Raw genomic sequence first — 24874 nt, 5'->3', positions numbered from 1 at the left:
GGTGCTCAGGAACGCTCGGACGGCGTCAGGTAGGGGTGCTGGCGGGCCTTCCACTGCTCGTAGACCCCGCGGGCGCGCTGCGTGGACTCGAGGGTGGAGACCTCGCTGACCGGCACGTCCCACCACGACTCGCTGGAGGGGGCGTCGACCAGCGGGTCGGTCTCGACGTGGACGACGGTGGTGCGGTCGCTGGCCTTGGCCTTGCGCAGGGCGGCCTCCAGGCTCGGGCCGTCCTGGGCGGTGAGGACGTCGACGCCGAGGCTGGCGGCGTTGGCGGCCAGGTCGACCGGCAGCACGTCGCCCTCGAGCCGGCCGTTGGCGGCGCGGGCGCGGTAGCGGGTGCCGAACCGCTGGGAGCCCAGCTGCTCGGACAGCGCGCCGATCGAGGCGAAGCCGTGGTTCTGCACCAGGACGACGACGATCTTGACGCCCTCCTGGACGGCGGTGACCAGCTCGGTCGGCATCATCAGGTAGGAGCCGTCGCCGATCATGACGAACACGTCGCGGTCGGGGGCGGCCATCCGGATGCCGATGCCGCCGGGGATCTCGTAGCCCATGCACGAGTAGCCGTACTCGACGTGGTAGCCCTTGGGGTCGCGGACCCGCCACATCTTGTGCAGGTCGCCGGGCATGGAGCCGGCGGCGCAGACCACCACGTCGCGGGGTGCCGACACCTCGTTGACCAGGCCGATGACCTCGTTCTGGGTGAGCCGGCCGCCCTCGCCGGCGCTGGGCACCGGCGGGTGGTAGGCGGCCTCGACGGTGGCCTCCCACGCGGCGGCGAGCTCGGCCGTGCGGGCCCGGTAGGCGTCCTCGACCGACCAGCCGGCCAGCGCGTCGGTCAGCGCGGTGAGCGCCTCGCGGGCGTCGGCCTGCACCGCGATCCCGGCGTGCTTGACCACGTCGGGGGAGGCGACGTTGACGTTGACGAAGCGCACGCCGGGGTCGCTGAAGGCGGTGCGGGAGGCGGTGGTGAAGTCCTGGTAGCGGGTGCCGATCCCGATGACGACGTCGGCCTCGCGGGCCAGGGCGTTGGCCGCCGTCGTCCCGGTGGAGCCGATGGCCCCCACCGACTGCGGGTGGTCGAAGGGCAGCGCGCCCTTGCCGGCCTGCGTCTGGGCGACCGGGACGCCGGTGGCGGCGGCGAACGCGTCGAGGGCCTCGGTGGCGTGGGAGTAGACGACCCCGCCGCCGGCCACGACCAGCGGCCGGCGGGCCGCGCGGATCGCCGCGACGGCGCGCTGCAGCGCGGCGCGCTCGGGCAGCGGCCGGCCGACGTGCCAGGTGCGCTCGGCGAACAGCTCCACCGGCCAGTCGAAGGCCTCGGCCTGCACGTCCTGCGGGAAGCAGAGGGTGACCGCGCCGGTCTCGGCGGGGTCGGTGAGCACCCGCATGGCGCCCAGCAGCGCGCCGGGCAGCTGCTCGGGCCGCCAGATGCGGTCGAAGTACCGCGACACGGGCCGGAAGGCGTCGTTGACGGTCACGTCGCCGGAGGCGGGCAGCTCCAGCTCCTGCAGCAGCGACCCGGCCGAGCGGGTGGCGAAGGTGTCGGCGGGCAGCAGCAGCACCGGCAGCCGGTTGATGGTGGCCAGCGCCGCGCCGGTGAGGGTGTTGGTCGAGCCGGGCCCCACGCTGGTCGAGATCGCCCAGGTCTGCAGCCGGTCCTTCGCCCGGGCGTAGGCGACGGCGGTGTGCACCACGGCCTGCTCGTTGCGGCCCAGCACGTAGGGCAGGGCACCGGGCTCGTCGAGCTCGGCCTGCAGCAGCGCCTGGCCGAGGCCGGCGACGTTGCCGTGGCCGAAGATGCCCAGGCAGCCGGCGAACAGCCGCTGGCGCTGCCCGTCGCGCTCGGTGTGCTGCTGGGCGAGGAACCGCACGACCGCCTGGGCGACGGTCAGCCGGACGGTCTCGGTCCGGGCCGGGGGGGAGGACGGCGCGCTCACGGTCGGGTCGCTCCGTTCTGGTCGGGGCTGGTGGGAGGGGAGTGCAGGGGCAGCCGCGGGTCGACGTCCTGCTGCGTCCAGGTGTCGCGCACCCAGGCGTGCTCGGGGTCGTCGACGATGCGCCAGGCCCGCTCGGGGCCGGGGCCGGCCATGACGTTGAGGTAGTAGAGGTCGTGCCCGGGGGCGGCGATCGAGGGGCCGTGCCAGCCGTGCGGCACGAGGACGACGTCGCGGTCGCGGACCTCGGCGAGCACGTCGATGGGTCGCTCGGGGGTGCCGTACACCCGGTGGTAGGCCAGGCCGGCCTGACCCTGCGGGCCGGGGGCGACCTCGAAGTAGTAGATCTCCTCGAGCTCGGTCTCGGCGTCGCTGGTCTCGTCGTGCTTGTGCGGCGGGTAGCTCGACCAGTTGCCGCCCGGGGTGATCACCTCGCAGGCGATGACCGCGTCGGCCTCGAAGACGCCGGCGGTGGCGAAGTTGTTGACCTGCCGGCTGCAGGCGCCGGCCCCGCGCAGCTCGACCGGTACGCCGGCCGCGGGCCCGTGGCGGACCGGCAGCCGCCGGCTCGCGCGGGCGCTGCAGAGGGCGAACCGGCCGCCGCGCTCGCTGGTGAGCTGCGCGGTGGCCTCGCGCGGGAGGTAGGCGAAGTCGGTCGGCCCGGCGAAGACGTCCGGCCGCCCGGCCAGGGTGAGGTCGTGTCCGTCGCAGGAGACGGCCAGCCCGCCCGACAGCGGGACGACGACGACCTCGTCCTCGCCGGTGGACAGGGTGTGCGTGCCGCCTGGGGCCAGCTCGAGGACGCGCAGGCCGGAGTGGCCCCAGCCGGCGGACTCGGGGGTGACCTCGAGGGCGTAGGCCCCGGCGGCGGCGCTGCCGGCGGGCAGGTGCAGGGACCGGGTGTCGGGTGCGGTGGCGGGCACGGTGGCGGTCACGGGGTCCTCCTCAGTGGACAAGGGAGACGGCGGTGTCCACCGCGGCCTCGACGTCGTCGTCGGGCGGGTAGAGCAGCGTGCGCCCGACCACCAGGCCGCGCACCGAGGGCAGCGCCAGCGCGTCGCGCCACTGCGCGTAGGTCTCCTCCGGGCGCCGGGAGGGGTCGCCGCCGAGCAGCAGCGTGGGCAGCGTGGTCGCGTCCATGACCCGCGCCATCTCGTCGACGACCGGCAGCTTGAGCCAGGTGTAGGCCGACGTGGCGCCCAGGCCCTGGGCGATGTGCACGCTCCTGATGACCGCGTCGGGGGAGAGGTCGTTGACCACCCGGCCGTCGACCCGGCGGGACAGGAACGGCTCGAGCATGGCGACGACCCCGGCGCGGGCTAGCTCGGTGACCGCGCGGCCGGCCGACTCCATCGACACCACGGTGCCGGGGTCGTCGAGGTCGAAGCGGTTGAGCATCTTGGCCGCGTCGAAGCGGGCCTCGACCACGCCGCGCACGTCGTAGGCGGTCATCCGGTCGTCCATCTCGAAGGTGGAGCCGGCCAGGCCGCCGCGGTTCATCGAGGCGACGACGACCTTGTCCTCCAGCGCCCCCAGGAGCAGGAGGTCCTCGGCGATGTCGGCGGTGGCCAGCAGGCCGTCGACGCCGGGCCGGGCCAGCGCGGTGCGCAGCCGGTCGAGCATGTCGGTGCGGCTGTTCATCGCCGTCGCGCGGCCCTGCGCGGCCAGCGCGCCGCGGGCGGGGTGGTCGGCGGCGACCAGCATCAGCCGGCCGTCGTCGGGGAGGAACGCCGGGCGCCGGCGGCGGGTGGCCAGCGCCTGCCCGATGGCCTCGGGGTGGCGGCTGCGCAGCTCGGTGACCTCGGCGTAGGTGGCGCAGAGGGGTGCGCCGGTGACGACGTCGGGCAGGTCCAGGGCGGTGTCAGACACGGGTGCTCTCCATGCGGCCACGGGTGGGGGTGGGGGAGGGGGCGTGCGCGGCGACGTGCGCGGCGACCTCGGCGGCGGTCGGCATCGCGGTCGAGCACTCCAGGCGCGAGGCGACGATCGCCCCGGCCGCGTTGGCGTTGCGCAGCACCTGCTCCAGCGGCAGGCCGGCGAGCAGGCCGTGCACCAGCGAGCCGCCGAAGGCGTCACCGGCACCGAGGCCGTTGACCACCTCGACCGGCGTGGGCGGCACGACCACCCGCTCGGTGCGGGTCCTGCCGAGGACGCCGCGGGGGCCCTGCTTGACCACGGCGAGCTCGAGGCCGGCGTCGAGCAGCGCGTCGGCGGCACGGTCGGGATCGGTCTCGCCGGTGGCGACCTCGCACTCCTCGCGGTTGCCGACGGCCACGGTCACGTGCGGCAGCGCCGCCCGGACCTGCGCGGACGCCTCCTCGGGGGAGGACCAGAAGACCGGCCGGTAGTCGAGGTCGAGCACGGTGTGGCGCCGCCGTCCGCGGGCCTCCCAGGCGGCGTGGTGGGCCGAGCGGGAGGGTTCCTCGGACAGGCCGGTGACCGTGGCCCAGAACAGCCGGGCGTCGCGGACGGCGTCGAGGTCGAGGTCGGCGGGGCGCACCTGCAGGTCGGGCGCGGTGGGCCGGCGGTAGAACCACAGCGGGAAGTCGTCGGGCGGGAAGACCTCGCAGAAGGTCACCGGCGTCGGGTGCTCGGGGTCGACGACGACGAACCGGTCGTCGACCGACAGGTCGCGCAGCGCCCGCCGCACGAACCGGCCGAAGGGGTCGTCGCCGACCCCGGTGACCAGCGCGACGGTCTCGCCGAGCCGTGCGGCGGCCACCGCGACGTTCGCGGCGCTGCCGCCCAGGTACTTGCCGAAGGTCTCGACGTCCTCGAGGCCGACGCCCACCTGCAGCGGGTAGACGTCGACGCCGCTGCGGCCCATGACCACCACGTCGGGTGCGTTCTGCACGGTGTGCTCCGTCCTCGTGCGTCGTCCTGCGGTGACTGGGACTGTGCTCCACCGCACAGGCACGCGTCAAGACTTTGTCAGGACATAAGCACAGCAGGACGTGCAGACGTCGGGATGCCCCGACGTGGGGAGGTGGGCGCACCGCGCCGGGTGCGATCATCCGGGGGCGCCCTGCCGGAGCCGTCCGCCGGCGTGCGCACGAGGAGGACCAGGTGGCCGTCACGCCGACCTTCGACATCGACCGCTCCAGCCCCACGCCGCTGTACTTCCAGCTGTCGCAGGCCCTCGAGCGGGCGATCACCGACGGCAGCCTGCCCGCGGGGTCGAAGCTGGAGAACGAGCTCCTCCTCGCCCAGCACTACGGGCTGTCGCGGCCCACCGTCCGCCGTGCCGTGCAGGAGCTCGTGGACAAGGGGCTGCTCGTGCGCAAGCGCGGGGTGGGCACCCAGGTCATCGCGCCGCACGTCCGCCGCTCGGTCGAGCTGACCAGCCTCTACGACGACCTCGCGCGCGGCGGCGAGGCGCCCACCACCGAGGTGCTCTCCCTGGAGCGGGTGCCGGCGCCGGCCGACGTCGCCCAGGAGCTCGACCTGACCGCGGGGGCGGAGGTCGTCGCCCTGCGGCGGCTGCGCCGGACCCGCGGCGAGCCGCTGGCGATCCTGACCAACTACCTGCCCGGGCGGTTCGAGCCGACGCCGGCCGAGCTCGCCGAGCGCGGGCTCTACCAGTACCTGCGCGGGCAGGGTGTCCACCTGCGGGTGGCGCACCAGCGCATCGGCGCCCGACTGGCCCGGGCCGACGAGGCGCGGCTGCTCGACGAGCCGCCGCGGTCGGCGCTGCTGACCATGGAGCGCACCGCGTTCGACGACAAGGGCGCCGCCGTGGAGCACGGCCGGCACGTCTACCGCGCCTCCCGCTACGAGTTCGAGACGACGCTCGTCGGCCGCTGAGGCGCACCCTCCCGTCCCCGCCCGTCGCTGCCCGTCGCTGCCCGTCGGGCCCCTCGTCCTGCGTCCGCCCGCGGCGTGTCGGGCTGCGCTGCGCGCGGGATCTGCCGATCGGGTCTATGCAAAGTCCTAATGTCCTGACATAGTCCCTCAGCGTGTGGCCGGCGTCACGCCGGCCGACCCCACGTCGAGGGAGGCCCCCGTGCCCCTGGTCCGCATCGACGTCGTCGAGGGACGGCGCAGCCCCGAGCAGCTCCGCCTGCTCGCCGACACCGTCCAGGAGGTCCTGCTCGACGTCTTCGCCGCGCCGCCCCGGGACCGCTACCAGGTGCTCACCGAGCACCGGCCCGGGCAGCTCATCTGCGAGGACACCGGGCTGGGCATCGAGCGCACCGACGACCTGGTCGTGCTCCAGGTCGTCCAGCAGGGGCGCTCCGACGAGCAGAAGCGGGCGCTCTACGCCGGCCTGTGCCGCCGCCTCGGCGAGGTCACCGGGCTGGCCCCGGGCGACCTCGTCGTCTCCGTCGTCGGCAACACCCGGGCCGACTGGTCCTTCGGGCTGGGCCGGGCCCAGTTCCTCGACGGCGACCTCTGACCCCCGCCCCCTGAGCCGGCGCCCCTGACCCCGGCGCTCCTCGCATCCGCCCCCGACTCCCGAGGAGGAACGACGTGTCCGCACGACACCCGGTCCTCGCCGGCCGCCCCGCCGCGGGGCCGCCGGCCTCAGGACGGGCGGCGGCCCAGCCGCAGCCGGTGCGCGGTGAGCAGCGCGGCGCGGGAGACCGGCAGCGCCGCGGCGACGTCGCCGGGTCCCGGGCCCAGCTCGTCGAGCATGCGGTCGACGGTGGTGAGCAGGGCGGAGTTGAGCTCCCACAGCCCCGTGCGGCTGCGCGGGTCGCCGATGAGCAGGTCGGCGACGAGCGCCCGGCCGCTGGCCAGCGCCGTCAGGGACGACGCCAGCCGCTCCTCGGCGGCGGGCCGGGCGTCCCCGGGCCCCGCCGTCAGCACCCGGCCGAACTCGCGGACGACGGTGCCCATGCGCTCGAGCAGGCTGGCCGTGGTGCGCCGGACGGTGTCGGCGTACTCGGCGTCGTCGCGGACGCCGGTGCGCTCGCGGGTGGCGTCGTCGACGGCGCGGAACAGCGTCCGCAGCGAGACCGAGGTGTACTCCAGCGCGTCCAGCCCGGCCCGCACCCCGGTGGTGGTGGCCCACGGCGAGCGCAGCGCGCGCACGTTGAGCCGGCGGCTCTCCTCGGCGTGGGCGAGCGCCCGGTCCAGGCGGGGCACGTGCCGGTTGAGCCGGCGGGCGTCCTGCAGCCAGCGCGCGGACTGCTCCGGGGTCACCGGGCCGGCGAGCAGCGTGCCCGCGGCGCCGTCGAGCAGCCCGGCGATCTCCCCGGCGAACCGCTCGACCGAGCGGACCGCGTACCGGGTCTGCACCGCCGGCGGGAACAGCACGTTGACCAGCATCCCGACCGCCGCGCCCAGCAGCGTCTCCAGCACCCGGTCGCTCCCGACGGCCTCCGCCCCGGAGGCGCCGACGCCGAGCACCAGCATCGCGCTGATCGGCACCTCGACCAGGTGCGGTCCCAGCCGCAGCAGCTGGCCGACGACGATCGCGGCCGCGACCAGCGCCCCGAGGCTCCACCAGGTGAGCCCCACGACGGCGACGAACCCCACTGCCAGCGCGACGCCGGCGACCACGCTGAGCACCCGCTGCACCCCGTTGACCAGCGTGCTGGTGAGCGTCGCCTGCACCACGAGCAGCGCGGTGAGCGCGGCGATCAGCGGCGGGGGGTCGTGCAGCCCGGCGAGCTGGGCGACGACGAAGGCGGCCACCGTCGCCCCGGTCAGCCGCAGCGCCCGGAACGCCGCGGTCCGGCCGCGTCGGCGCACCAGGTGCACGGCGCCCGCGACGAGTCCGCGGACGGACCCTCGCCCGCTCCGGCGCCAGGGAGCCACCCGCTCATCCTCCGCGACCCCGGCCCGCGCCGGCACCCGGCTCGCCGACCGGTGCGCGCCCGCGCCGTCCCCTGCGCACCACCCACCCGTCGCACCCCGGCCCGCCGGCCGCGGGCGGTCTTCCGCCGGCGCGCCCCGTGCGGCCGGCCCCGCGGCCGCGACCCCGCCACCGCGCCGGCCGACCCCGCGCACCGCACCGCACGACCCGCCCGTTCCTCCCACCCGGGGCCATGACGCCCTCCACCCGAAAGAGCGGCCCATGTCGATCCACTCGTCCTCCCGGACGTCCACCGGCGTCCAGCGCTCGCCGGCGCACAACCGGTTCCTCGTCAAGCTGACGGTGATCTCCACGCTCGGAGGCCTGCTGTTCGGCTACGACACCGGGGTCATCTCCGGTGCCCTCCTCTACATGAAGGAGGACCTCGCCCTCACCACGTTCACCGAGGCCGTCGTCGTCAGCTCCCTGCTGTTCCCCGGCGCGGCCTTCGGCGCGCTGCTCGGCGGCAAGCTGGCCGACGCCCTCGGCCGCAAGGGCAGCCTGCTCGTGTGCGCCGGGCTGTTCCTGGTCGGTGCGCTGATCTGCGCGGTGGCCCCCAACGTCGGCGTCATGACCGGCGGCCGGATCCTGCTGGGCTTCGGCGTCGGCGCCGCGGCGGCCACCTGCCCGCTGTACCTCGCCGAGATGGCCCCCGCCGACCGGCGCGGCCGGATGGTCACGATCAACGAGCTGATGATCGTCACCGGCCAGTTCCTCGCCTTCGCGATGAACGCCCTGCTCGACGCCCTCATCAAGGACCCGCACGTGTGGCGCTGGATGCTCGCGGTGGCCACCGTGCCCGCGGTCGCCCTGTTCATCGGCATGTTCTTCCTGCCCGACTCGCCGCGCTGGTACGCCGTGCGCGGCCGGCTGGAGGACACCCGGCGGGTGCTGAGCCTCAGCCGCGACCCGGCCGAGGCCGCCGAGGAGTACAACGTCATCGCCCAGCACGCCCAGCGCGACGTCAACGAGGACAAGGGCGCGGCGATGCGTGACCTGCGGGCCTTCCCGTGGATGCGCCGGATCCTCTGGATCGGCTGCGGGCTGGCCACGGTGCAGCAGGCCACCGGCATCAACACGGTGAACTACTACGCGCCGACCATCCTCGAGTCCACCGGCCTCGGGGCCAGCGCGTCGCTGGTCCTGACCATCACCGTCGGCGTCGTCGGCATCATCGGCACCATCCTCGGCATCGTCCTCATCGGGCGGATCAACCGGCGGCCGCTGCTGCTCACCGGGTTCACCGGTGTCGCCGCCGGGCACGCGGTGCTGGCGCTGTCGTTCCTGCTGCCGGAGTCGGGCTTCCGCAGCTACCTCATCCTCGCCGCGATGCTGTTCGTCGTCTTCTTCGTGCAGACGTTCATCGGCACGCTGGTGTGGCTGCTGCTGTCGGAGATCTTCCCGATGACCATCCGCGGGTTCGCCATGGGCATCGCCGTCTTCGTGCTGTGGACGGTGAACGCGGCCATCTCCTTCGCCTTCCCGCCGCTGGTGGCGACCCTCGGCGCGACCCTGACCTTCGGCCTGTTCGCGCTGGTGAACGTCGGCTCGCTCACCTTCGTCAAGAAGTTCGCGCCGGAGACCCGGGGCCGCTCGCTCGAGGAGCTCGAGGACGACTTCCGCGCCCACTCCCCGGCCGAGGTCCGCGAGGCCCCGGTCGGCGTCCACGGAGGCTGACCACCCCGCCCGACGGTGCCCGCCACCCCGCAGACCGCGGTGGCGGGCACCGCCGCGTCCTGCGTCAGAGCAGCCGCGGCAGCGGCCGCACGACCAGCCGCTCCTCGACCGGCCGGCCGTCGACGACCAGCCGCGCCCGCCACACCCCGGAGGTGCGCAGCGGGGTGATCGGGTCGCCCTGCACCAGGCGGCCGAAGGTGTCGCGGGCCTCCTCGGCCGTCGGGTAGGCCTCCCACCGCGGCACCCGCTGCAGCGGCGCCAGCGACTCGATGCGGTGCGGCTCCCGCCCGTCGTCCGGCGGCGGGCCGGGCTCCTCCGGGACGACGGCGGACAACCGCGGCCGGCCCAGCACGTACCTGCCGTTGCGCCGGACGCCGAGCCAGTCGTAGTTGCCGGTGGCGAGCTTGGCCCAGAGCACCTCGGGCTTGCGGCACTGCTCCAGGACGGGGTAGAGCTGCTGGCCGAGGACGACCTGGGCGTGCGAGCGGTCGGGCACCGCCCGATGCTAGGGCCGCCGGTGGTCCCCGGCCCGAGAGGAGCCCCCAGTGAGCAACCACGTGTACCGGCTCAGCGAGGTCGTGGGCAGCAGCCCGACCAGCGTGGACGACGCCATCCGCACCGCCGTCCGCAAGGCGGCCGAGACGGTCCGCCACCTGGAGTGGTTCGAGGTCCAGGAGGTCCGCGGCCAGGTCGCCGACGGCGACGTCGCCTACTTCCAGGTCACGCTCAAGGTCGGCTTCCGCGTGGAGGACTGAGGCCGGTCCCGGGCGGGGACGGCGTCGGCCGTCCGCCGGAAACCGCTCGTCCGGGGGCGGGTGCGCGACCAGACTGCGGGTGTGCCGCCCAGCGCCGCGAGGCCACCGTTCGACCGGTTCCTGGTGACCGCCGAGGAGGTCGCCCGGGCGCGGCCCGACGTGGACCCCGAGACGGTCCGTGAGGTGTTCCGCGAGGTGGCCACCCTGCTCGACGACGGCCTCGCCCTCGACGGCCTCGACGACCACGACGCCCGTGCCGTCGTCGCGGGGTTGTGCGCCGACCTCGTCACCGCCGATCCCGGCGCCGCGATCCGCGCCCGGTCCCGGGCGACGGCGCGCGAGCCCGGGGACCTGCACGACCCCGCGGGTGCGACCGCGGCCTACCTCCTCGCGGCGGAGGTCCTCCAGCTCTGAGCGCCCCCGCGTCCCGGCCGTGGTCACTCGCCCGCCCGGGCACGGAGGCCCGCCGCGTCGGCTCGTCCGGCACCGGCCGTGCGTGAGGAGGCTCGCTCGTCGCCGTCTCGCGACGGCTGGGACACTGGGACCGGAGACCACCGGCCTCCGGTGCGCCCCCGGCGGGCCCGACGACCGGTCCGCGACGCGAGCGGCGGTGGTCGAGCCCTGTCCGAGACCGCTCCGGTGCGTGCCCGTCGTGCGCCCGGGAGCCGAGCCGCCGAGGAAGACCGCAGCCCCGATGCCGAACCGCCCCGCAGCAGTCCTGTTCGACATGGACGGCACCCTCGTCGAGACCGAGGAGCACTGGGGGACGGCGCTGGCCGCCCTCGCCCGCCGGCTGGGCGGTGAGCTCAGCCCGGCCGCCCGCGAGGCCACCGTGGGCACCTCGATGCGCTCCTCGATGCGGGTGCTGCACGCCGACCTCGGCCTCGACCGCGAGGACCGCTGGCAGGACGACGCCGCCTGGGTCGAGGACACCGTCGCCGGGCTCCTGGCCACCGACGTGCGCTGGCGGCCCGGCGCGCGCGAGCTCATCGCCGAGGTGCGCGCCGCCGCCGTGCCCACCGCCCTGGTGACGACGACGCCGCGGCGCCTCGCCGACCTCGTGCTCGCCCGGGTCGAGCGCGCCTTCCCCGGCGTCCCGCCCTTCGACCTGACCGTCTGCGGCGACGAGGTGTCCGCCCGCAAGCCCGACCCCTCGCCCTACCTGCAGGCCGCGGCGGCGCTCGGCGTCGATCCGTCCCGCTGCGTGGTCGTCGAGGACTCCGCCGTCGGGGTGAGCGCGGGCCTGGCCGCCGGTGCCGCGGTGCTGGGGGTGCCGTCGCTGCAGCCGCTGGCCCCCGCGCCCGGGCTGGTGCTGCGCGACACCCTCGCCGGCGTCGGCCTCGCCGACCTCGCCGGCGTCCTCGCCGCCCGGGAGCCCGCCGCCAGCTGCCGCTGAGCCTCAGCTCCCCGGTAGGACCTCCCGGCCGCGGGAGACCACGAGGCGGACCCGCTGCAGGGCGGTGACGTCGACCGCCGGGTCGCCGTCGACCAGCAGCAGGTCGGCGTCCAGCCCCGGCGCCAGCCGCCCGGTGCGCCCGCCGAGGCCGCACGCGCGGGCGGCGCGGCCGGTCGCCGAGGCCAGCGCCTCGGCCGGCGGCACGCCGCCGGCGACCAGGGAGGCGACCGCGTGGGGGAGCACGCCGTGCGGCTTGCCGGGGCTGATCCCGCTGTCGACGCCGCTGACGACGGCCACCCCGGCGGCGTGCAACCGGGCGGCCTCCCGGGCACGGGCCGCCTCGGTCATGCCCAGCCGGTCGATGAGCTCCTGGACCCGCGGCGGGGGCCGCACGCCCGGCGCCAGGCCGAGGGTGGGGCAGACGACGGTGCCCGCGCGGGCCAGCCGCCCGGCCAGCGCCGGCGGGACGCCCCAGCCCGTGGCGGTCAGGCCCGAGCAGTGCTCGATCCCGTCGGCGCCCGCGTCGAGGGCCTGCCGGACGGCGGCCAGCGCGTGCGCGTGCACGGTCACCGGCAGGCCCAGCCGGTGCGCCTCCTCCACCACGGCGCGCACCTCGGCGGGGGTGAACTGGCAGGCCGCCAGGTCGGTGCCCGCGGTCATCGCGCCGCCGCTGGCCATGACCTTGACCACGCCGGCGCCGCGCCCGGCCCGCTCGCGCACCGCCACCCGCAGCGCGGGCACGCCGGCGGCCTCCCCGCCCATCGACCAGCAGTGCCCGCGGGGGGAGGTGATCGGCGGCCCGGCGGCGACGACCGTCGGCCCGGTGCGCGGCGCCCGCTCCACGACCGCCCACCGGTGGTCGCCCAGGTCGCGCACCGCGGTGACCCCGGCGGCCAGGTGCTGGTGCAGCGCGGAGGCGACGATGGTGTCGACCCGCTCGGGACCGAGCTCGGGCAGCTGGTCGAGCGCGCGGGGACTGCTGTCGCCGCACAGGTGCACGTGGGTGTCGACCAGCCCGGGCAGCAGCGTGGCTCCGGGCAGGGCGGTGACCGGGACGCCGTCGGGGACCGCGGCGCCGGCCGGCTCGACGCCGACGATGCGGCCGTCGTCCACCAGGACCAGCGCCCCGCCGGGCAGCACCCGCTCGCCGTCGAAGGCGCGGTCGGCACGGTAGCCCCGCATGCCGGCTCCCTCGTGGGCGGTGGCGGACGGGCCGACGCTAGGCCGCACACCGCCCGCCGGTCGACCGGACCCTGCGCGTTCCGGTGCAGCGCACCGACTCGCGACGTCGACCGTTATCCCCAACTCCCGGTGCGCCGGGCCACGGTCACCTCGGGCAGGAGGAGCAGGCGGCGGCCCGGACGGGCGGGTCAGTCGCGCTCGACGACGGGCAGCGTCGGCCAGCCGGCCGCGGCGGCCGCCGCGGCGGGGAACGGCGGGGGAGTGCCGCCGAAGGAGGGGCACAGCGCCTGGTGGTCGCACCAGTCGCACAGCCGGCTGCGGTTGGGCCGGAAGTCGCCGGTGGACACCGCCCGCTCGATCGCCGCCCAGATGGCCAGCAGCGTGCGCTCGAAGCGCACCAGCTCCCCCTCGTCGGGGGCGTAGGTCAGCGCGTCGCCGTCGCCGAGGTAGATGAGCTTGAGCTGGCTGGCCACCACGCCGCGGGTGCGCCACAGCACCAGCGCGTAGAACTTCATCTGGAACAGCGCCTTGGACTCGAACGCCTCCCGCGGCATCGAGCCGGTCTTGTAGTCGACCACCCGCAGCGCGCCGTTGCGGGCGACGTCGAGCCGGTCGACGTACCCGCGCAGCAGCAGCCCGTCGGGCAGCGTGACCTCGACCAGCTCCTCGCGGCCCTCGGGCTGGATGCGGGTGGGGTCCTCCAGCGTGAAGTAGGTCTCCACCAGCTTGCCCGCCGAGGCCAGCCAGGTCTCCAGCGACGGCGGCTCGGCGCCCTCGTCGCCGGCGGTGAACAGCGCGGCGACCTCCGGGTCGGTGCGCAGCTCCTCCCACGCCGGGCCGACGAGGCCGCGCGCGGCGTCCACGGTGCGCTCGGCGGCGGGCAGGTCGTAGAGCCGCTCGAGGACGGCGTGCACCAGGGTGCCGCGCACCGCGGCGGCGCTCTTCTTCTCCGGCAGCCGGTCGATGGTGCGGAACCGGTAGAGCAGCGGGCAGGTCTTGAAGTCCGCCGCGCGGCTCGGCGACAGCGACGGCCGCCGCGGCGCCCGCTCGGGAGCAGGCCCGGCCGCCTGCTCGCCGTCGGCCGCGGTGTCGGAGGAGAACACTGCAGTCACGCACCCGAGGCTAGGCCGGGCCACCGACAGTTCCGCGGCACCCGCGCCGGGGAGCCCGCGGACCGCCCTCGCCTAGGCTGGCCGCCCGTGGACCCGCAGCCCGAGCCGACCGACGCACCCCAGCCCGAGCCGGCGCCGGCCGCGGAGCCCCTGCCGGCGGGGGAGGAGCGGCCGACGACGGTCGAGCCCGTGCCGGGGGCGTTCGTCGCCGGCGACCGGGTGCAGCTCACCGACCCCAAGGGCCGGCTGCACACCGTCGTCCTCACGCCCGGCAAGCAGTTCCACACCCACCGCGGCGCCATCGCCCACGACGACCTCATCGGCGCCCCCGAGGGCTCGGTCGTGCACTCCACCGCCAACACCGGCTACCTGGCGTTGCGGCCCCTGCTGGCCGACTTCGTGCTGTCCATGCCCCGCGGCGCGCAGGTCATCTACCCCAAGGACGCCGCCCAGATCGTCGGCAACGGCGACATCGGCCCGGGCATGCGCGTGCTGGAGGCCGGCGCCGGGTCCGGCGCGCTGACCTGCTCGCTGCTGCGCGCCGTCGGCGAGCACGGCCGGGTCACCAGCTACGAGCGGCGGGAGGACTTCGCCGACGTCGCGCGCGGCAACGTGAGCGCCTTCTTCGGCGGCGTCCCCGGCACCTGGGACCTGCGCCTCGGCGACCTCGCCGACCACCCCGCCGAGGAGGTCGTCGACCGCGTGGTGCTCGACATGCTCGAGCCGTGGGCCGTGCTGCCCACCGTGGCCGCGGCGCTGCGCCCCGGCGGCGTGCTCGTCGGCTACGTCGCCACCGTCACCCAGCTGTCCACCTACGTCGAGGCGCTGCGCGCGCAGGCCGTGTGGACCGAGCCCTACGCCTGGGAGTCGCTGGTGCGCCCGTGGCACGCCGTGGGCCTGGCGGTGCGCCCGGAGCACCGGATGGTGGCGCACACCGCCTTCCTGGTGACCGCCCGGCGGCTGGCCGAGGGCGTCGTCGCGCCGATCCGCCAGCGCCGCGCGCAGAAGTAGGAGGACCCCCAGCGGGGGAACGTGACGAGCGCGTCACGGCCCTCGCGAGCCCCGGGCGGGCTGTCGCTCCGCGTGTATAGATTTGCCTCCTGGCTCCCCCCGATCACCGGAGGTGCGCGATGGGCTCCGGCCTTGGAAGTGGTCCCGACGAGTTCCGGGCGCGGCGTGAACGAGACGTGTCCGCGCTGCTCGCCCAGATCTCCTACCTCGAGGAGGAGATCGGTCTCCTGCGTCGCAAGGTGGCCGACAGCCCCCGGCAGGTGCGCGCCCTGGAGGAGCGGATCGCCGAGGCGGAGGGCCGTGCGGCCTTCCTCTCCGAGCGCAACGACAAGCTGGCCGGCACCCTGCGCGACGCGCGCGAGCAGCTGGTCACGCTCAAGGAGGAGGTCGACCGGCTCGGGCAGCCGCCGTCGGGCTACGGCGTCTTCCTGACCCGGTTCGACGACGGCACGGTCGACGTGTTCACCGGCGGCCGCAAGCTGCGGGTGTCGGTGTCCCCGGCCGTCGAGGGCGAGCAGCTGCGCCCCGGCCAGGAGGTCATGCTCAACGAGGCGATGAACGTCGTCGAGGCGCGCGGCTTCGAGCGGCAGGGCGACGTCGTCATGCTCAAGGAGCTGCTCGAGCCGGTCGACGGCGTCACGGCGCGGGCGCTGGTCATCGGCCACACCGACGAGGAGCGGGTGGTCTTCCTGGCCGACTCGCTCACCGACCAGCCGCTGCGGGTGGGCGACTCGCTGCTGCTGGAGACGCGGTCGGGCTACGTGTACGAGCGGATCCCCAAGAGCGAGGTCGAGGAGCTCGTGCTGGAGGAGGTCCCCGACATCGACTACTCCGACATCGGCGGGCTGTCCCGGCAGATCGAGCAGATCCGCGACGCCGTGGAGCTGCCGTTCCTGCACGCCGACCTGTTCCGCGAGTACGAGCTGCGCCCGCCCAAGGGCATCCTGCTCTACGGCCCGCCCGGCTGCGGCAAGACGCTGATCGCCAAGGCCGTGGCCAACTCGCTGGCCAAGAAGGTCTCCGCGGTGAAGGGGGAGGGTCAGGCGAAGTCCTACTTCCTCAACATCAAGGGCCCCGAGCTGCTCAACAAGTACGTCGGCGAGACCGAGCGGCACATCCGGCTGGTGTTCCAGCGCGCCCGGGAGAAGGCCAGCGAGGGCACGCCGGTCATCGTGTTCTTCGACGAGATGGACTCGATCTTCCGCACCCGCGGGTCGGGCGTGTCCTCCGACGTCGAGTCCACGATCGTGCCGCAGCTGCTCAGCGAGATCGACGGCGTCGAGGGCCTGGAGAACGTCATCGTCATCGGCGCCTCCAACCGGGAGGACATGATCGACCCGGCGATCCTGCGGCCGGGCCGGCTCGACGTGAAGATCAAGATCGAGCGGCCGGACGCCGAGGCCGCGCGGGACATCTTCAGCAAGTACCTGACGCCGACGCTGCCCATCCACGCCGACGACCTCGCCGAGAACGGCGGCAGCGCCGAGGCGACCATCCAGGGGATGATCCAGCGCACCGTCGAGCGGATGTACACCGAGAGCGAGGAGAACCGCTTCCTCGAGGTCACCTACGCCAACGGTGACAAGGAGGTCCTGTACTTCAAGGACTTCAACTCCGGCGCGATGCTGCAGAACATCGTCGACCGCGCCAAGAAGATGGCCATCAAGGAGAACCTCGAGACGGGGACGGCGGGCCTGCGGGTCGGCCACCTGATGCAGGCCTGCGTCGACGAGTTCAAGGAGAACGAGGACCTGCCCAACACGACCAACCCCGACGACTGGGCGCGGATCTCGGGCAAGAAGGGCGAGCGGATCGTCTACATCCGCACGCTCATCAGCGGCAAGGGCAACGAGTCCGGCCGGGCCATCGACACGGCCACCAACACCGGCCAGTACCTCTGAGGCCCCGCCCGGGCACCCCTGCGCGGGGTGCCCGGGCGGCGTCCGGCGCGCCGCCTAGTCTCGGTCGCATGAGCGTTCGGCGGGTGATGGGGACCGAGGTCGAGTACGGCATCTCGGTGCCCGGGCAGCCCACGGCCAACCCGACCACCCTCTCCAGCCAGGTGGTGAACGCCTGGGCGGTGGCCGACGCCCCGACCCGGCGCCGTCCCCGCTGGGACTTCGAGGAGGAGTCGCCGCTGCGCGACGCCCGCGGGTTCGACCTCTCCCCGGCGCAGGCGCTCGACCACACCGACCTCGACGAGGACTCGGGGATGGCCAACGTCATCCTCACCAACGGCGCGCGGCTCTACGTCGACCACGCCCACCCCGAGTACTCGACGCCGGAGGTCACCAACCCGCGCGACGTCGTGCTCTGGGACAAGGCCGGGGAGCGCGTCATGGCCGAGGCCGCCCGGCGGGCCGCCCGGATCCCCGGCACGCAGCCCATCCAGCTGTACAAGAACAACACCGACGGCAAAGGCGCCAGCTACGGCGCGCACGAGAACTACCTGATGGACCGGCGCACGCCGTTCATCGACATCATCCGCGGGCTCGTCCCGTTCTTCGTCACCCGGCAGGTCTTCGCCGGCGCCGGCCGCGTCGGCATCGGCACCGAGGGCCGCACCAAGGGCTTCCAGATCTCCTCGCGCGCCGACTTCTTCGAGGTCGAGGTGGGCCTGGAGACCACGCTCAAGCGGCCGATCATCAACACCCGCGACGAGCCGCACGCCAACCCCGACGAGTACCGCCGGCTGCACGTGATCATCGGCGACGCCAACCTCGCGGAACTGTCCACCTACCTCAAGGTCGGGACGACGTCGCTGGTGCTGGCGATGATCGAGGCCCGGGCGCTGACCGAGGACCTCGCGATCGAGGAGCCGGTCGCCGCGCTGCAGGCCGTCAGCCACGACCCCTCGCTCACCCACGTCGTGCGGCTGCGCGACGGCCGCCGGATGACCGCGCTCGACGTGCAGCGCGCCTACCTCGACCAGGCGGAGCGGTTCGTCGACCGGGGCGGCGAGGCCGACGAGCAGACCGCCGACGTGCTGCGCCGCTGGGCCGAGGTGCTCGACGACCTCGCCGCCGACCCGATGCGGCTGGCCGACCGGCTGGACTGGCCGGCCAAGCTGCGGCTGCTCGAGGGCTACCGCTCCCGCGACGGGCTGGAGTGGGGCGACTCGCGGCTGCAGCTGGTCGACCTGCAGTACTCCGACGTGCGCCCCGAGAAGGGGCTCTACCACCGGCTCGTGGCCCGCGGCTCGATGCGGCGGCTGCTCACCGACGAGGAGGTCGCCCGCGCCGTGGTCAGCCCGCCGGCCGACACCCGCGCCTTCTTCCGCGGCGAGTGCCTGCGGCGCTTCCCCGCGCAGGTGGCCGCGGCGTCCTGGGACTCGGTGGTGTTCGACCTGGGCCGGGAGAACCTGGTGCGGATCCCGACGATGGAGCCGCTGCGCGGCACCCGCGAGCACGTCGGGCTGCTGTTCGAGTCGACGTCGACGGCGCAGGAGCTGGTCGACACGATCACCGGCGGCTGAGTGGCCGACCCCGTCGCCACGGCGCGACGGCTCGCCGAGGACCTGCTCGCGCCCGCGGCCGCCGCGGTGGAGGCGGCCGGGGCCGTGCCGCGCGGGCACCTCGACGCGCTGGCCGGCGCGGGGCTCTACGGGCTGACCGGACCGCGCTCGGCCGGTGGGCTGGGCGCCGACGCGGTCACCGTCGCCGGCGTCGTCGAGGAGCTCGCCGCCGGCGACCTGGCGACGACGTTCGTCTGGCTGCAGCACCTGGGCGTGGTGGCCCGGCTGGCCGCCGCGGGCACGCACCCGGCGCTGCTGGCCGACCTGTGCGCCGGGCGGCGGCGGGCCGGGGTGGCGCTGCAGGCGGCGACCCGGCCGGGGCCGCCGGCGATGACGGTGCGGGCCGACGGCGACGACCTGGTGCTCGACGGCGCGGTGCCCTGGGTGACCGGCTGGGGGGCGGTCGACGTGCTGCTCGTCGCCGCCCGCGACGGCGCGGACGTGGCCTTCGTGCTGGTCGACGCGGCCGAGGGGCCCACGCTGGCGGTCCAGGCGCAGCCGCTGGTGGCCGTGCAGGCCAGCGCGACGGTGGAGCTGCGGCTGACCGGTCACCGGGTGCCGGCCGACCGCCTGGTGCGGCGCCGCCCGTTCGCCGAGGTGCTGGCGTCGGACGCGGCGACGCTGCGGGTGAACGGCTCGCTGGCCCTGGGCCTGGTGCGCCGCTGCGCCCGGCTGGTCGGGAACTCGCCGCTGGACGGCGAGCTGGCCGCCGCGCGGGCCCGCCTGGACGCCGCGGGCCCCGACGAGCTGCCCGCCGCCCGGGCCGAGGCCGCCGCGCTCGCGCACCGGGCGGCCGGGGCGCTCGCGGTGGCCACCGGCAGCGGCGCCGTGCGCTCGGGCAGCGACGCCGAGCGCACGCTGCGGGAGGCGCTGTTCCTGCTCGTGTTCGGCACCCGCCCGGCGATCCGGGCGGCGCTGCTCGACCGCCTCGGCGCCGCGCCGCCCCGGCGCTGACCCCGACCCCGCGCCGGCGGCCGACGGATGTCGGTACCTGCGGGTAGCTTCAGCACCAGCACGCACTCGGCGCGCACCAGGGGAGGGCACGTGGCCACCAGGGACACCGGCGGGCAGCAGAAGGCGACGCGGACGCGCGAGGAGACCGACGAGGTCGAGGCCTCGGTCGACACCGAGGTCGCCGAGCGGCACAAGGAGATGTCCGAGGACGTCGACGCCATCCTCGACGAGATCGACGACGTCCTCGAGGAGAACGCCGAGGAGTTCGTGCGATCGTACGTGCAGAAGGGCGGAGAGTAGTCGCATCCTGACTCAGAGTAGTCGGATAGCGGATGAAGACCTGTCCGCAGTGCGGGGAGGCGAAGCCCGTCACGGACTTCGGGCGCAACCGTGCCCTGCGCGACGGGCTGTCGTTCTACTGCCTGAGCTGTAATCGGGAGCGCAACCGCCGGTGGTACCGAGACTCCCGGCGCAGGCAGGGACGGGAGGTGCGGGACCACTCCTGGGTGCCTGAGGGCTTCCGCTGGTGTCCCTCCTGTCATCAAGCGGTCGCGCACGAGGACTTCGCCCGCTCCGCCCGGACCTCGTCGGGTTTCGGCAGCCAGTGCAAGCCGTGCAAGTACGCGGCCGACATGGACCGGTACTACGCCCGCCGCTACGGGCTCGACCGCGCGGGCATCGACGAGTTGCGCGCTCGACAGTCCGATCTCTGTGCCATCTGTGGTGACCCTCGTCCGGCCCACATCGATCACGACCACGAGAGGGACTTCGTCCGGGCCCTGCTGTGCGAACGCTGCAACCTGGCGCTCGGCCTGTTCCGGGACGACCCGTCGCTGATGCGAGCCGCAGCCGATTACGTCGAGCTGCACCGCCTGCGCCACGCCAGGTCCCTGGGGGATTCGGACCCGGATGACGCGGTCCTCCGTCGCCTCCTCGGTGGCGCCGGACCGGTGGCGCCAGGGGGCTGACACCGCCCGTCCGGCGAGGATCCCTGACCTGAGCCGGCGGCTCGCTCGCTCCCGTGGCGCCCCGGGTGGGCCGTCAGCGGCGCCGGTAGGGTCGACGGCGAGCGCCGCGGGTCCCCGCGGCTCGTCGATCAGCACCCCGAACGGGGCGGAGAGGTGGACGGGTTGACCCAGTCGCACACCGGCCGGAGCGGCTTCCCGCCCGCCTACCTGGACCGGGTGGGTTCGTCCTTCACCGACTTCCTCGGCGTCACCGCCCCCGACCTGCTGCCCGGCCGCCGGCCGGTGCCGCAGATCCCGGTCGGTGACCTCACCCCGCACGGCACGACCATCGTCGCGGTCACCTACCACGGCGGCGTCCTCATGGGCGGCGACCGGCGGGCGACCATGGGCAACCTGATCTCCAGCCGCGACATCGAGAAGGTGTACCCGGCCGACAGCTGGTCGGTGATCGGCATCGCCGGCGCGGCGGGCATCGCCATCGAGATGGTGAAGCTCTACCAGGTCGAGCTCGAGCACTATGAGAAGATCGAGGGCCTGACCCTCAGCCTCGACGGCAAGGCCAACCGGCTGGCGCAGATGATCCGCGGCAACCTCGGCGCCGCGCTGCAGGGCCTGGCCGTCGTCCCGCTGTTCGCCGGCTACGACCTCGACGCGGCGCCCGGCACCACCCCGGGCCGGATCTTCAGCTACGACGTCACGGGCGGGAACTACGAGGAGCGCGGCTACTCCGCGGTGGGCTCGGGCTCGCTGTTCGCCCGCAACTCGCTGAAGAAGACCTGGCGCCCGGGCCTCGACGGCGACGCGGCCACCCGCAGCCTGGTCGAGGCGCTCTACGACGCCGCCGACGACGACTCCGCCACCGGCGGCCCCGACCCGGTGCGCCGGCTGTACCCGATCGTCTACCGGGTCGACGCCGAGGGCGCCGTCCGCCTGACCGACGACGAGGTGTCCGCCGTCGCCGGGGCCATCACCGAGGAGCGGGCCGCCGCCGAGGGGCAGGGCTGACCGCCATGACCATGCCGTACTACGCCTCGCCCGAGCAGCTGATGCGCGACCGCTCGGAGTACGCCCGCAAGGGCATCTCCCGCGGCCGCAGCGTCGCCGTCCTCACCTACGCCGACGGCGTCCTGTTCATCGCCGAGAACCCCAGCTCCACGCTGCACAAGGTGGGCGAGATCTACGACCGCATCGGTTTCGCCGCGGTGGGCCGCTACAGCGAGTTCGAGAGCCTGCGGGTGGCCGGCGTGCGGCTGGCCGACGTCCGCGGCTACTCCTACAACCGCCGGGACGTCACCGGCCGGGTCATCGCCAACGCCTACGCGCAGACCCTCGGCGAGATCTTCACCCAGCAGACCAAGCCCTTCGAGGTCGAGCTGTGCGTCGCCGAGGTGGGGGAGACTTCCGAGGCCGACCAGCTCTACCGGCTGACCTTCGACGGCTCGGTCGTCGACGAGCCGGACTTCATCGTCATGGGCGGGCAGGCCGACGCCGTCACCGCGCACCTGCGGGAGAACTTCCGGGCGGGCCTGGACCTGCGCGACGCGCTCATGGTCGGCGTCCGCGCGCTGTCGGCGTCCAGCCCGGCGATGTCGGGCAACGGCGGCGACGGCGGCCTGCTGCCGGCCGGGCAGCTCGAGGTCGCCGTGCTCGACCGGCGCCGGCCCAAGCGGGCCTTCCGCCGGGTCGTGGGCGCCGCGCTGGGCAGCCTGCTCGGTGACCGGTCGGCGGGGGACGGCGCGGCCGAGGGCGCCACGCACGCGCACACGCCGAGCGCGCCGCAGCCGGGCACCCCGGCCGGCCTGGGCGACCCGGCGGCGCCGGACACCGCCGGCGGCACGGCCGGCTCCGGTGAGGGCAGCGGCCCGCAGACCGGCCCGGCCGACGGCGTGGGCGGCGGCACCGACGGCGGGGCGGACGGCGCGACGTCGTCCTGAGCGGCGGGCCGCGCCGGGAACCGGCCGGAGTCGCATCCGGCGCCTAGGCTCGGTCCGTGGACCGACGGATCTTCGGGATCGAGACCGAGTACGGCGTCACGTGCACCTTCCGCGGGCAGCGGCGGCTGTCCCCGGACGAGGTCGCGCGCTACCTGTTCCGGCGCGTCGTGTCGTGGGGGCGCAGCTCCAACGTGTTCCTGCGCAACGGCTCGCGGCTCTACCTCGACGTCGGCAGCCACCCCGAGTACGCCACCGCCGAGTGCGACGACCTCACCGAACTGGTCGTCCACGACAAGGCCGGTGAGCGGATCCTCGAGGGCCTGCTGGTCGACGCCGAGCAGCGGCTGGCCGAGGAGGGTGTCACCGGCGACATCTACCTGTTCAAGAACAACACCGACTCGGCGGGCAACAGCTACGGCTGCCACGAGAACTACTGCGTCGGCCGGCACGGGGAGTTCAGCCGGCTGGCCGACGTGCTCATCCCGTTCCTGGTGAGCCGGCAGCTGGTGGTCGGCGCCGGGAAGGTGCTGCAGACCCCGCGCGGGGCGATCTACTGCGTCAGCCAGCGCGCCGAGCACATCTGGGAGGGCGTCTCCTCGGCGACCACCCGCTCCCGGCCGATCATCAACACCCGCGACGAGCCGCACGCCGACGCCGAGCGCTACCGGCGGCTGCACGTCATCGTCGGCGACTCGAACATGAACGAGACGACGACGCTGCTCAAGGTCACCGTCACCGACCTGGTGCTGCGGATGATCGAGGCCGGGGTGCCGATCCGGGACATGGCGCTGGAGAACCCGATCCGCGCCATCCGCGAGATCAGCCACGACATCACCGGCCGCCGCAAGGTGCGCCTGGCCAACGGCAAGGAGATGTCGGCGCTGGAGATCCAGGCCGAGTACCACGCCCGGGCCGCGGAGTTCGTCGACCGCGAGGGCTTCGGCCCGGTGCACCGGCAGATGCTCGAGCTGTGGGGGCGGGTGCTCAAGGCCGTCGACTCCGGCGACCTCTCGCTCATCGACCGGGAGATCGACTGGGCCACCAAGCTCTCGCTCATCGAGCGCTACCGGGCCAAGCACGACCTGTCGCTGTCCTCGCCGCGGGTGGCGCAGATGGACCTCGCCTACCACGACATCAGCCGCCGGCGGGGGCTGTACTACCTGCTGGAGCGGCGCGGCCAGGTGGAGCGGGTGGCGCACGAGCCGCGGGTGTTCGAGGCCAAGAACGTGCCGCCGCAGACCACCCGGGCGAAGCTGCGTGGGGAGTTCATCCGCAAGGCCCAGGAGAAGCGGCGCGACTTCACCGTCGACTGGGTGCACCTCAAGCTCAACGACCAGGCCCAGCGCACCGTGCTGTGCAAGGACCCGTTCAAGAGCGTCGACGAGCGCGTGGAGAAGCTCATCGCCTCGATGTGACCGCCTCCGCGGATCTGCTCGTGCAGATCCGCGGATCTGCGCGGTGCAGGTCCGCGGATCTGCGCGGTCAGGCGTCGTCGGGCAGCGGCACCTGCACGGCGGCGTAGCGGCCGGCGGCCGCGGCAGCCAGGAAGTAGGCGCGCTCCTCCGGCCAGCCGCGGCCCATGGTCGACAGCGTCACCGGGGACAGCTGCAGCGCCTCGTCGAGGTTCTCCGTGTCCACCCACACGACCTCGTTGCGCTCGGGCTGGGAGGCGAGGTCCTCGTCGACCTGGCTGCCCAGCTCCGAGCCCAGCCCGCGCGGCGCCACCAGCGTCACCCCGGCCAGCGCGACCCGGCCGAAGGCGGTCAGCGAGTGGTGGGACACGCCGCGGTGGCGCGGGCGGGGGTCGGCGTCGGAGATGCGCAGCGCGCCGATCGGCTCCCCGCCCAGCACCGAGACGGCGTTGCACGCCTCGCCGGCGGCCACCCCGGAGAAGCCCCACGGCGTCCCGGTGCCCAGGTTGCCCGGGCCCTGGGTGACGATCGCGACGTCGGCGCCGAGCACGTGCCGGGCGGCGAGCAGCCCGCTGTGCAGGGTGACCGCCTCCAGGTCGCCGCCGAAGGCCTGGCCCACGGTGACCACGCCGGCCAGCGACGGCGCCAGCGTGTGCAGCGTCCGGGAGAACCCGGCGACCAGCGCCCCGCCGTCGGTCATCACGTAGGCGACCTTGAGGTCGGGGTCGGTGGCCAGCACGCCGATGAGCACCGCCGGCAGCGCCGAGTGCAGGTCGGCGACGACGACCGGCATGCCGCCGAGGTCGTCGGCCTCGGCGATCGCCGCGTGGTGCTCGGTGTCCTGCTCGTCGACGCCCTGCACGCTGACCTGCATCGGGGTGTAGCGGGCCTTGACCAGGTGGCCGGGGCCGGTGGGGTCGGGCGGCAAACGGTCGGGGACGGCGACGACGAGGGCGTACCCGCCGGTGCCCAGCCGCTGCGCCCAGGCGGTGGTGTTGAGCAGCACCTCGTCGCCGACCTCGGGGACGCCGACGAGCGAGGGGTGCGCCAGCGACCGGACCTCGCCGTCGCCGGGCACCTCGACGGTGAGCTCGAGGGCGTCGCGCCAGCTGCGGCCGGTCGCGGTCACCCGCCCGCGTCGCCAGCGGATCCGGTGCGTCGTCGTCGGTTCCCCCACGGGGGCGAGCGTAGGGACCCCGGTGCCCCCGGCGCCCCCGTG

At 74.8% G+C, this 24874-nt stretch carries 24 protein-coding genes; 15 read left to right on the top strand and 9 right to left on the bottom strand.

Features of this window, described 5'->3' with window-relative positions:
- Positions 1–5: 5 nt before the first annotated feature.
- From iolD to iolC, 4 genes are read right to left on the bottom strand one after another with little or no spacing between them, the layout of a single operon-like run.
- Complete coding sequence (iolD, locus tag LY71_RS16540) at positions 6–1943, bottom strand: 3D-(3,5/4)-trihydroxycyclohexane-1,2-dione acylhydrolase (decyclizing) (RefSeq protein WP_106279622.1); 1938 nt, start codon at positions 1941–1943, stop codon at positions 6–8.
- Positions 1940–2875: a 5-deoxy-glucuronate isomerase gene (gene iolB / locus LY71_RS16535; RefSeq protein WP_245887956.1), complete on the bottom strand. Its 936-nt coding sequence runs from the start codon at positions 2873–2875 to the stop codon at positions 1940–1942. Before iolB ends, iolD begins: the two co-directional genes overlap by 4 nt.
- A 10-nt stretch (positions 2876–2885) precedes the next feature.
- Complete coding sequence (locus LY71_RS16530; RefSeq protein ID WP_211297383.1) at positions 2886–3809, bottom strand: class I fructose-bisphosphate aldolase; 924 nt, start codon at positions 3807–3809, stop codon at positions 2886–2888.
- Positions 3802–4794 (bottom strand): 5-dehydro-2-deoxygluconokinase, encoded by a 993-nt coding sequence (iolC, locus tag LY71_RS16525; protein WP_211297382.1) that lies wholly within the window; start codon positions 4792–4794, stop codon positions 3802–3804. Before iolC ends, LY71_RS16530 begins: the two co-directional genes overlap by 8 nt.
- Before the next feature lie 212 nt (positions 4795–5006).
- On the opposite strand from iolC, the gene LY71_RS16520 reads away from it, so the two are divergent.
- Positions 5007–5744, top strand: a complete 738-nt coding sequence (locus LY71_RS16520) for a GntR family transcriptional regulator (protein WP_106279620.1) — start codon at positions 5007–5009, stop codon at positions 5742–5744.
- A 199-nt stretch (positions 5745–5943) separates the two neighbouring features.
- Positions 5944–6336, top strand: coding sequence for a tautomerase family protein (locus tag LY71_RS16515; protein WP_106279747.1), 393 nt, complete (start codon positions 5944–5946; stop codon positions 6334–6336).
- A 128-nt stretch (positions 6337–6464) separates the two neighbouring features.
- On the opposite strand, the gene LY71_RS16510 is transcribed toward LY71_RS16515, so the two are convergent.
- Entirely contained in the window at positions 6465–7637 is a 1173-nt protein-coding gene (locus LY71_RS16510) for an FUSC family protein (RefSeq protein ID WP_170121397.1), read from the bottom strand.
- A 325-nt stretch (positions 7638–7962) separates the two neighbouring features.
- On the opposite strand from LY71_RS16510, the gene LY71_RS16505 reads away from it, so the two are divergent.
- A complete protein-coding gene (locus LY71_RS16505) occupies positions 7963–9417 on the top strand; it encodes a sugar porter family MFS transporter (protein ID WP_106279615.1) in 1455 nt (484 codons plus the stop codon).
- 64 nt (positions 9418–9481) lie between these two features.
- On the opposite strand, the gene LY71_RS16500 is transcribed toward LY71_RS16505, so the two are convergent.
- Positions 9482–9913, bottom strand: coding sequence for a hypothetical protein (locus LY71_RS16500; RefSeq protein ID WP_106279614.1), 432 nt, complete (start codon positions 9911–9913; stop codon positions 9482–9484).
- Between the two features lie 49 nt (positions 9914–9962).
- Between LY71_RS16500 and LY71_RS16495 the strand changes: the two genes are divergently transcribed.
- The 3 genes from LY71_RS16495 to LY71_RS16485 all read left to right on the top strand — a co-directional run bounded on the left by LY71_RS16495 (position 9963) and on the right by LY71_RS16485 (position 11568).
- Positions 9963–10172, top strand: coding sequence for a dodecin (locus LY71_RS16495; RefSeq protein WP_106279612.1), 210 nt, complete (start codon positions 9963–9965; stop codon positions 10170–10172).
- A gap of 81 nt (positions 10173–10253) precedes the next feature.
- Positions 10254–10586: a hypothetical protein gene (locus LY71_RS16490; RefSeq protein WP_106279610.1), complete on the top strand. Its 333-nt coding sequence runs from the start codon at positions 10254–10256 to the stop codon at positions 10584–10586.
- A 280-nt stretch (positions 10587–10866) separates the two neighbouring features.
- Positions 10867–11568 carry an HAD family hydrolase gene (locus LY71_RS16485; protein ID WP_106279608.1) on the top strand — a complete coding sequence of 234 codons (702 nt, stop codon included), beginning with the start codon at positions 10867–10869 and terminating at the stop codon, positions 11566–11568.
- A gap of 3 nt (positions 11569–11571) precedes the next feature.
- On the opposite strand, the gene LY71_RS16480 is transcribed toward LY71_RS16485, so the two are convergent.
- Positions 11572–12750, bottom strand: coding sequence for an amidohydrolase family protein (locus tag LY71_RS16480; RefSeq protein WP_106279605.1), 1179 nt, complete (start codon positions 12748–12750; stop codon positions 11572–11574).
- Positions 12751–12938: 188 nt separating this feature from the next.
- Positions 12939–13862 carry a RecB family exonuclease gene (locus LY71_RS16475; protein WP_106279603.1) on the bottom strand — a complete coding sequence of 308 codons (924 nt, stop codon included), beginning with the start codon at positions 13860–13862 and terminating at the stop codon, positions 12939–12941.
- Between the two features lie 87 nt (positions 13863–13949).
- Between LY71_RS16475 and LY71_RS16470 the strand changes: the two genes are divergently transcribed.
- From LY71_RS16470 to pafA, 9 genes are all read left to right on the top strand, one after another.
- The gene (locus LY71_RS16470) at positions 13950–14873 is read left to right on the top strand and encodes a tRNA (adenine-N1)-methyltransferase (protein ID WP_281261617.1); all 924 of its coding nucleotides are present in this window, start codon (positions 13950–13952) and stop codon (positions 14871–14873) included.
- Positions 14874–15049: 176 nt separating this feature from the next.
- On the top strand, positions 15050–16774 hold the full coding sequence (arc, locus tag LY71_RS16465) for a proteasome ATPase (RefSeq protein WP_245887955.1): 1725 nt from the start codon (positions 15050–15052) through the stop codon (positions 16772–16774).
- 68 nt (positions 16775–16842) lie between these two features.
- The gene (gene dop / locus LY71_RS16460; protein WP_106279599.1) at positions 16843–18348 is read left to right on the top strand and encodes a depupylase/deamidase Dop; all 1506 of its coding nucleotides are present in this window, start codon (positions 16843–16845) and stop codon (positions 18346–18348) included.
- Complete coding sequence (locus LY71_RS16455; protein WP_106279597.1) at positions 18349–19341, top strand: acyl-CoA dehydrogenase family protein; 993 nt, start codon at positions 18349–18351, stop codon at positions 19339–19341. It abuts the gene before it with no gap.
- Positions 19342–19431: 90 nt separating this feature from the next.
- Positions 19432–19641 carry a ubiquitin-like protein Pup gene (locus LY71_RS16450; protein WP_091107399.1) on the top strand — a complete coding sequence of 70 codons (210 nt, stop codon included), beginning with the start codon at positions 19432–19434 and terminating at the stop codon, positions 19639–19641.
- A gap of 32 nt (positions 19642–19673) precedes the next feature.
- The gene (locus tag LY71_RS16445; RefSeq protein WP_106279595.1) at positions 19674–20309 is read left to right on the top strand and encodes an endonuclease domain-containing protein; all 636 of its coding nucleotides are present in this window, start codon (positions 19674–19676) and stop codon (positions 20307–20309) included.
- Between the two features lie 162 nt (positions 20310–20471).
- Positions 20472–21314: a proteasome subunit beta gene (gene prcB, locus LY71_RS16440; RefSeq protein WP_106279592.1), complete on the top strand. Its 843-nt coding sequence runs from the start codon at positions 20472–20474 to the stop codon at positions 21312–21314.
- 5 nt (positions 21315–21319) lie between these two features.
- Complete coding sequence (gene prcA / locus LY71_RS16435; RefSeq protein ID WP_106279590.1) at positions 21320–22243, top strand: proteasome subunit alpha; 924 nt, start codon at positions 21320–21322, stop codon at positions 22241–22243.
- A 56-nt stretch (positions 22244–22299) separates the two neighbouring features.
- Complete coding sequence (gene pafA, locus LY71_RS16430) at positions 22300–23658, top strand: Pup--protein ligase (protein WP_106279588.1); 1359 nt, start codon at positions 22300–22302, stop codon at positions 23656–23658.
- A 67-nt stretch (positions 23659–23725) separates the two neighbouring features.
- On the opposite strand, the gene LY71_RS16425 is transcribed toward pafA, so the two are convergent.
- Positions 23726–24832, bottom strand: a complete 1107-nt coding sequence (locus LY71_RS16425; protein ID WP_106279586.1) for a DUF3866 family protein — start codon at positions 24830–24832, stop codon at positions 23726–23728.
- Positions 24833–24874: the final 42 nt, after the last annotated feature.

The sequence above is a fragment of the Geodermatophilus tzadiensis genome (assembly GCF_003002915.1).
Taxonomy (GTDB): Bacteria; Actinomycetota; Actinomycetes; order Mycobacteriales; family Geodermatophilaceae; genus Geodermatophilus; species Geodermatophilus tzadiensis.
The sequence above is the reverse complement of the archived record's forward strand: the minus strand, read 5'-3'. Positions and strand labels throughout refer to the sequence as shown.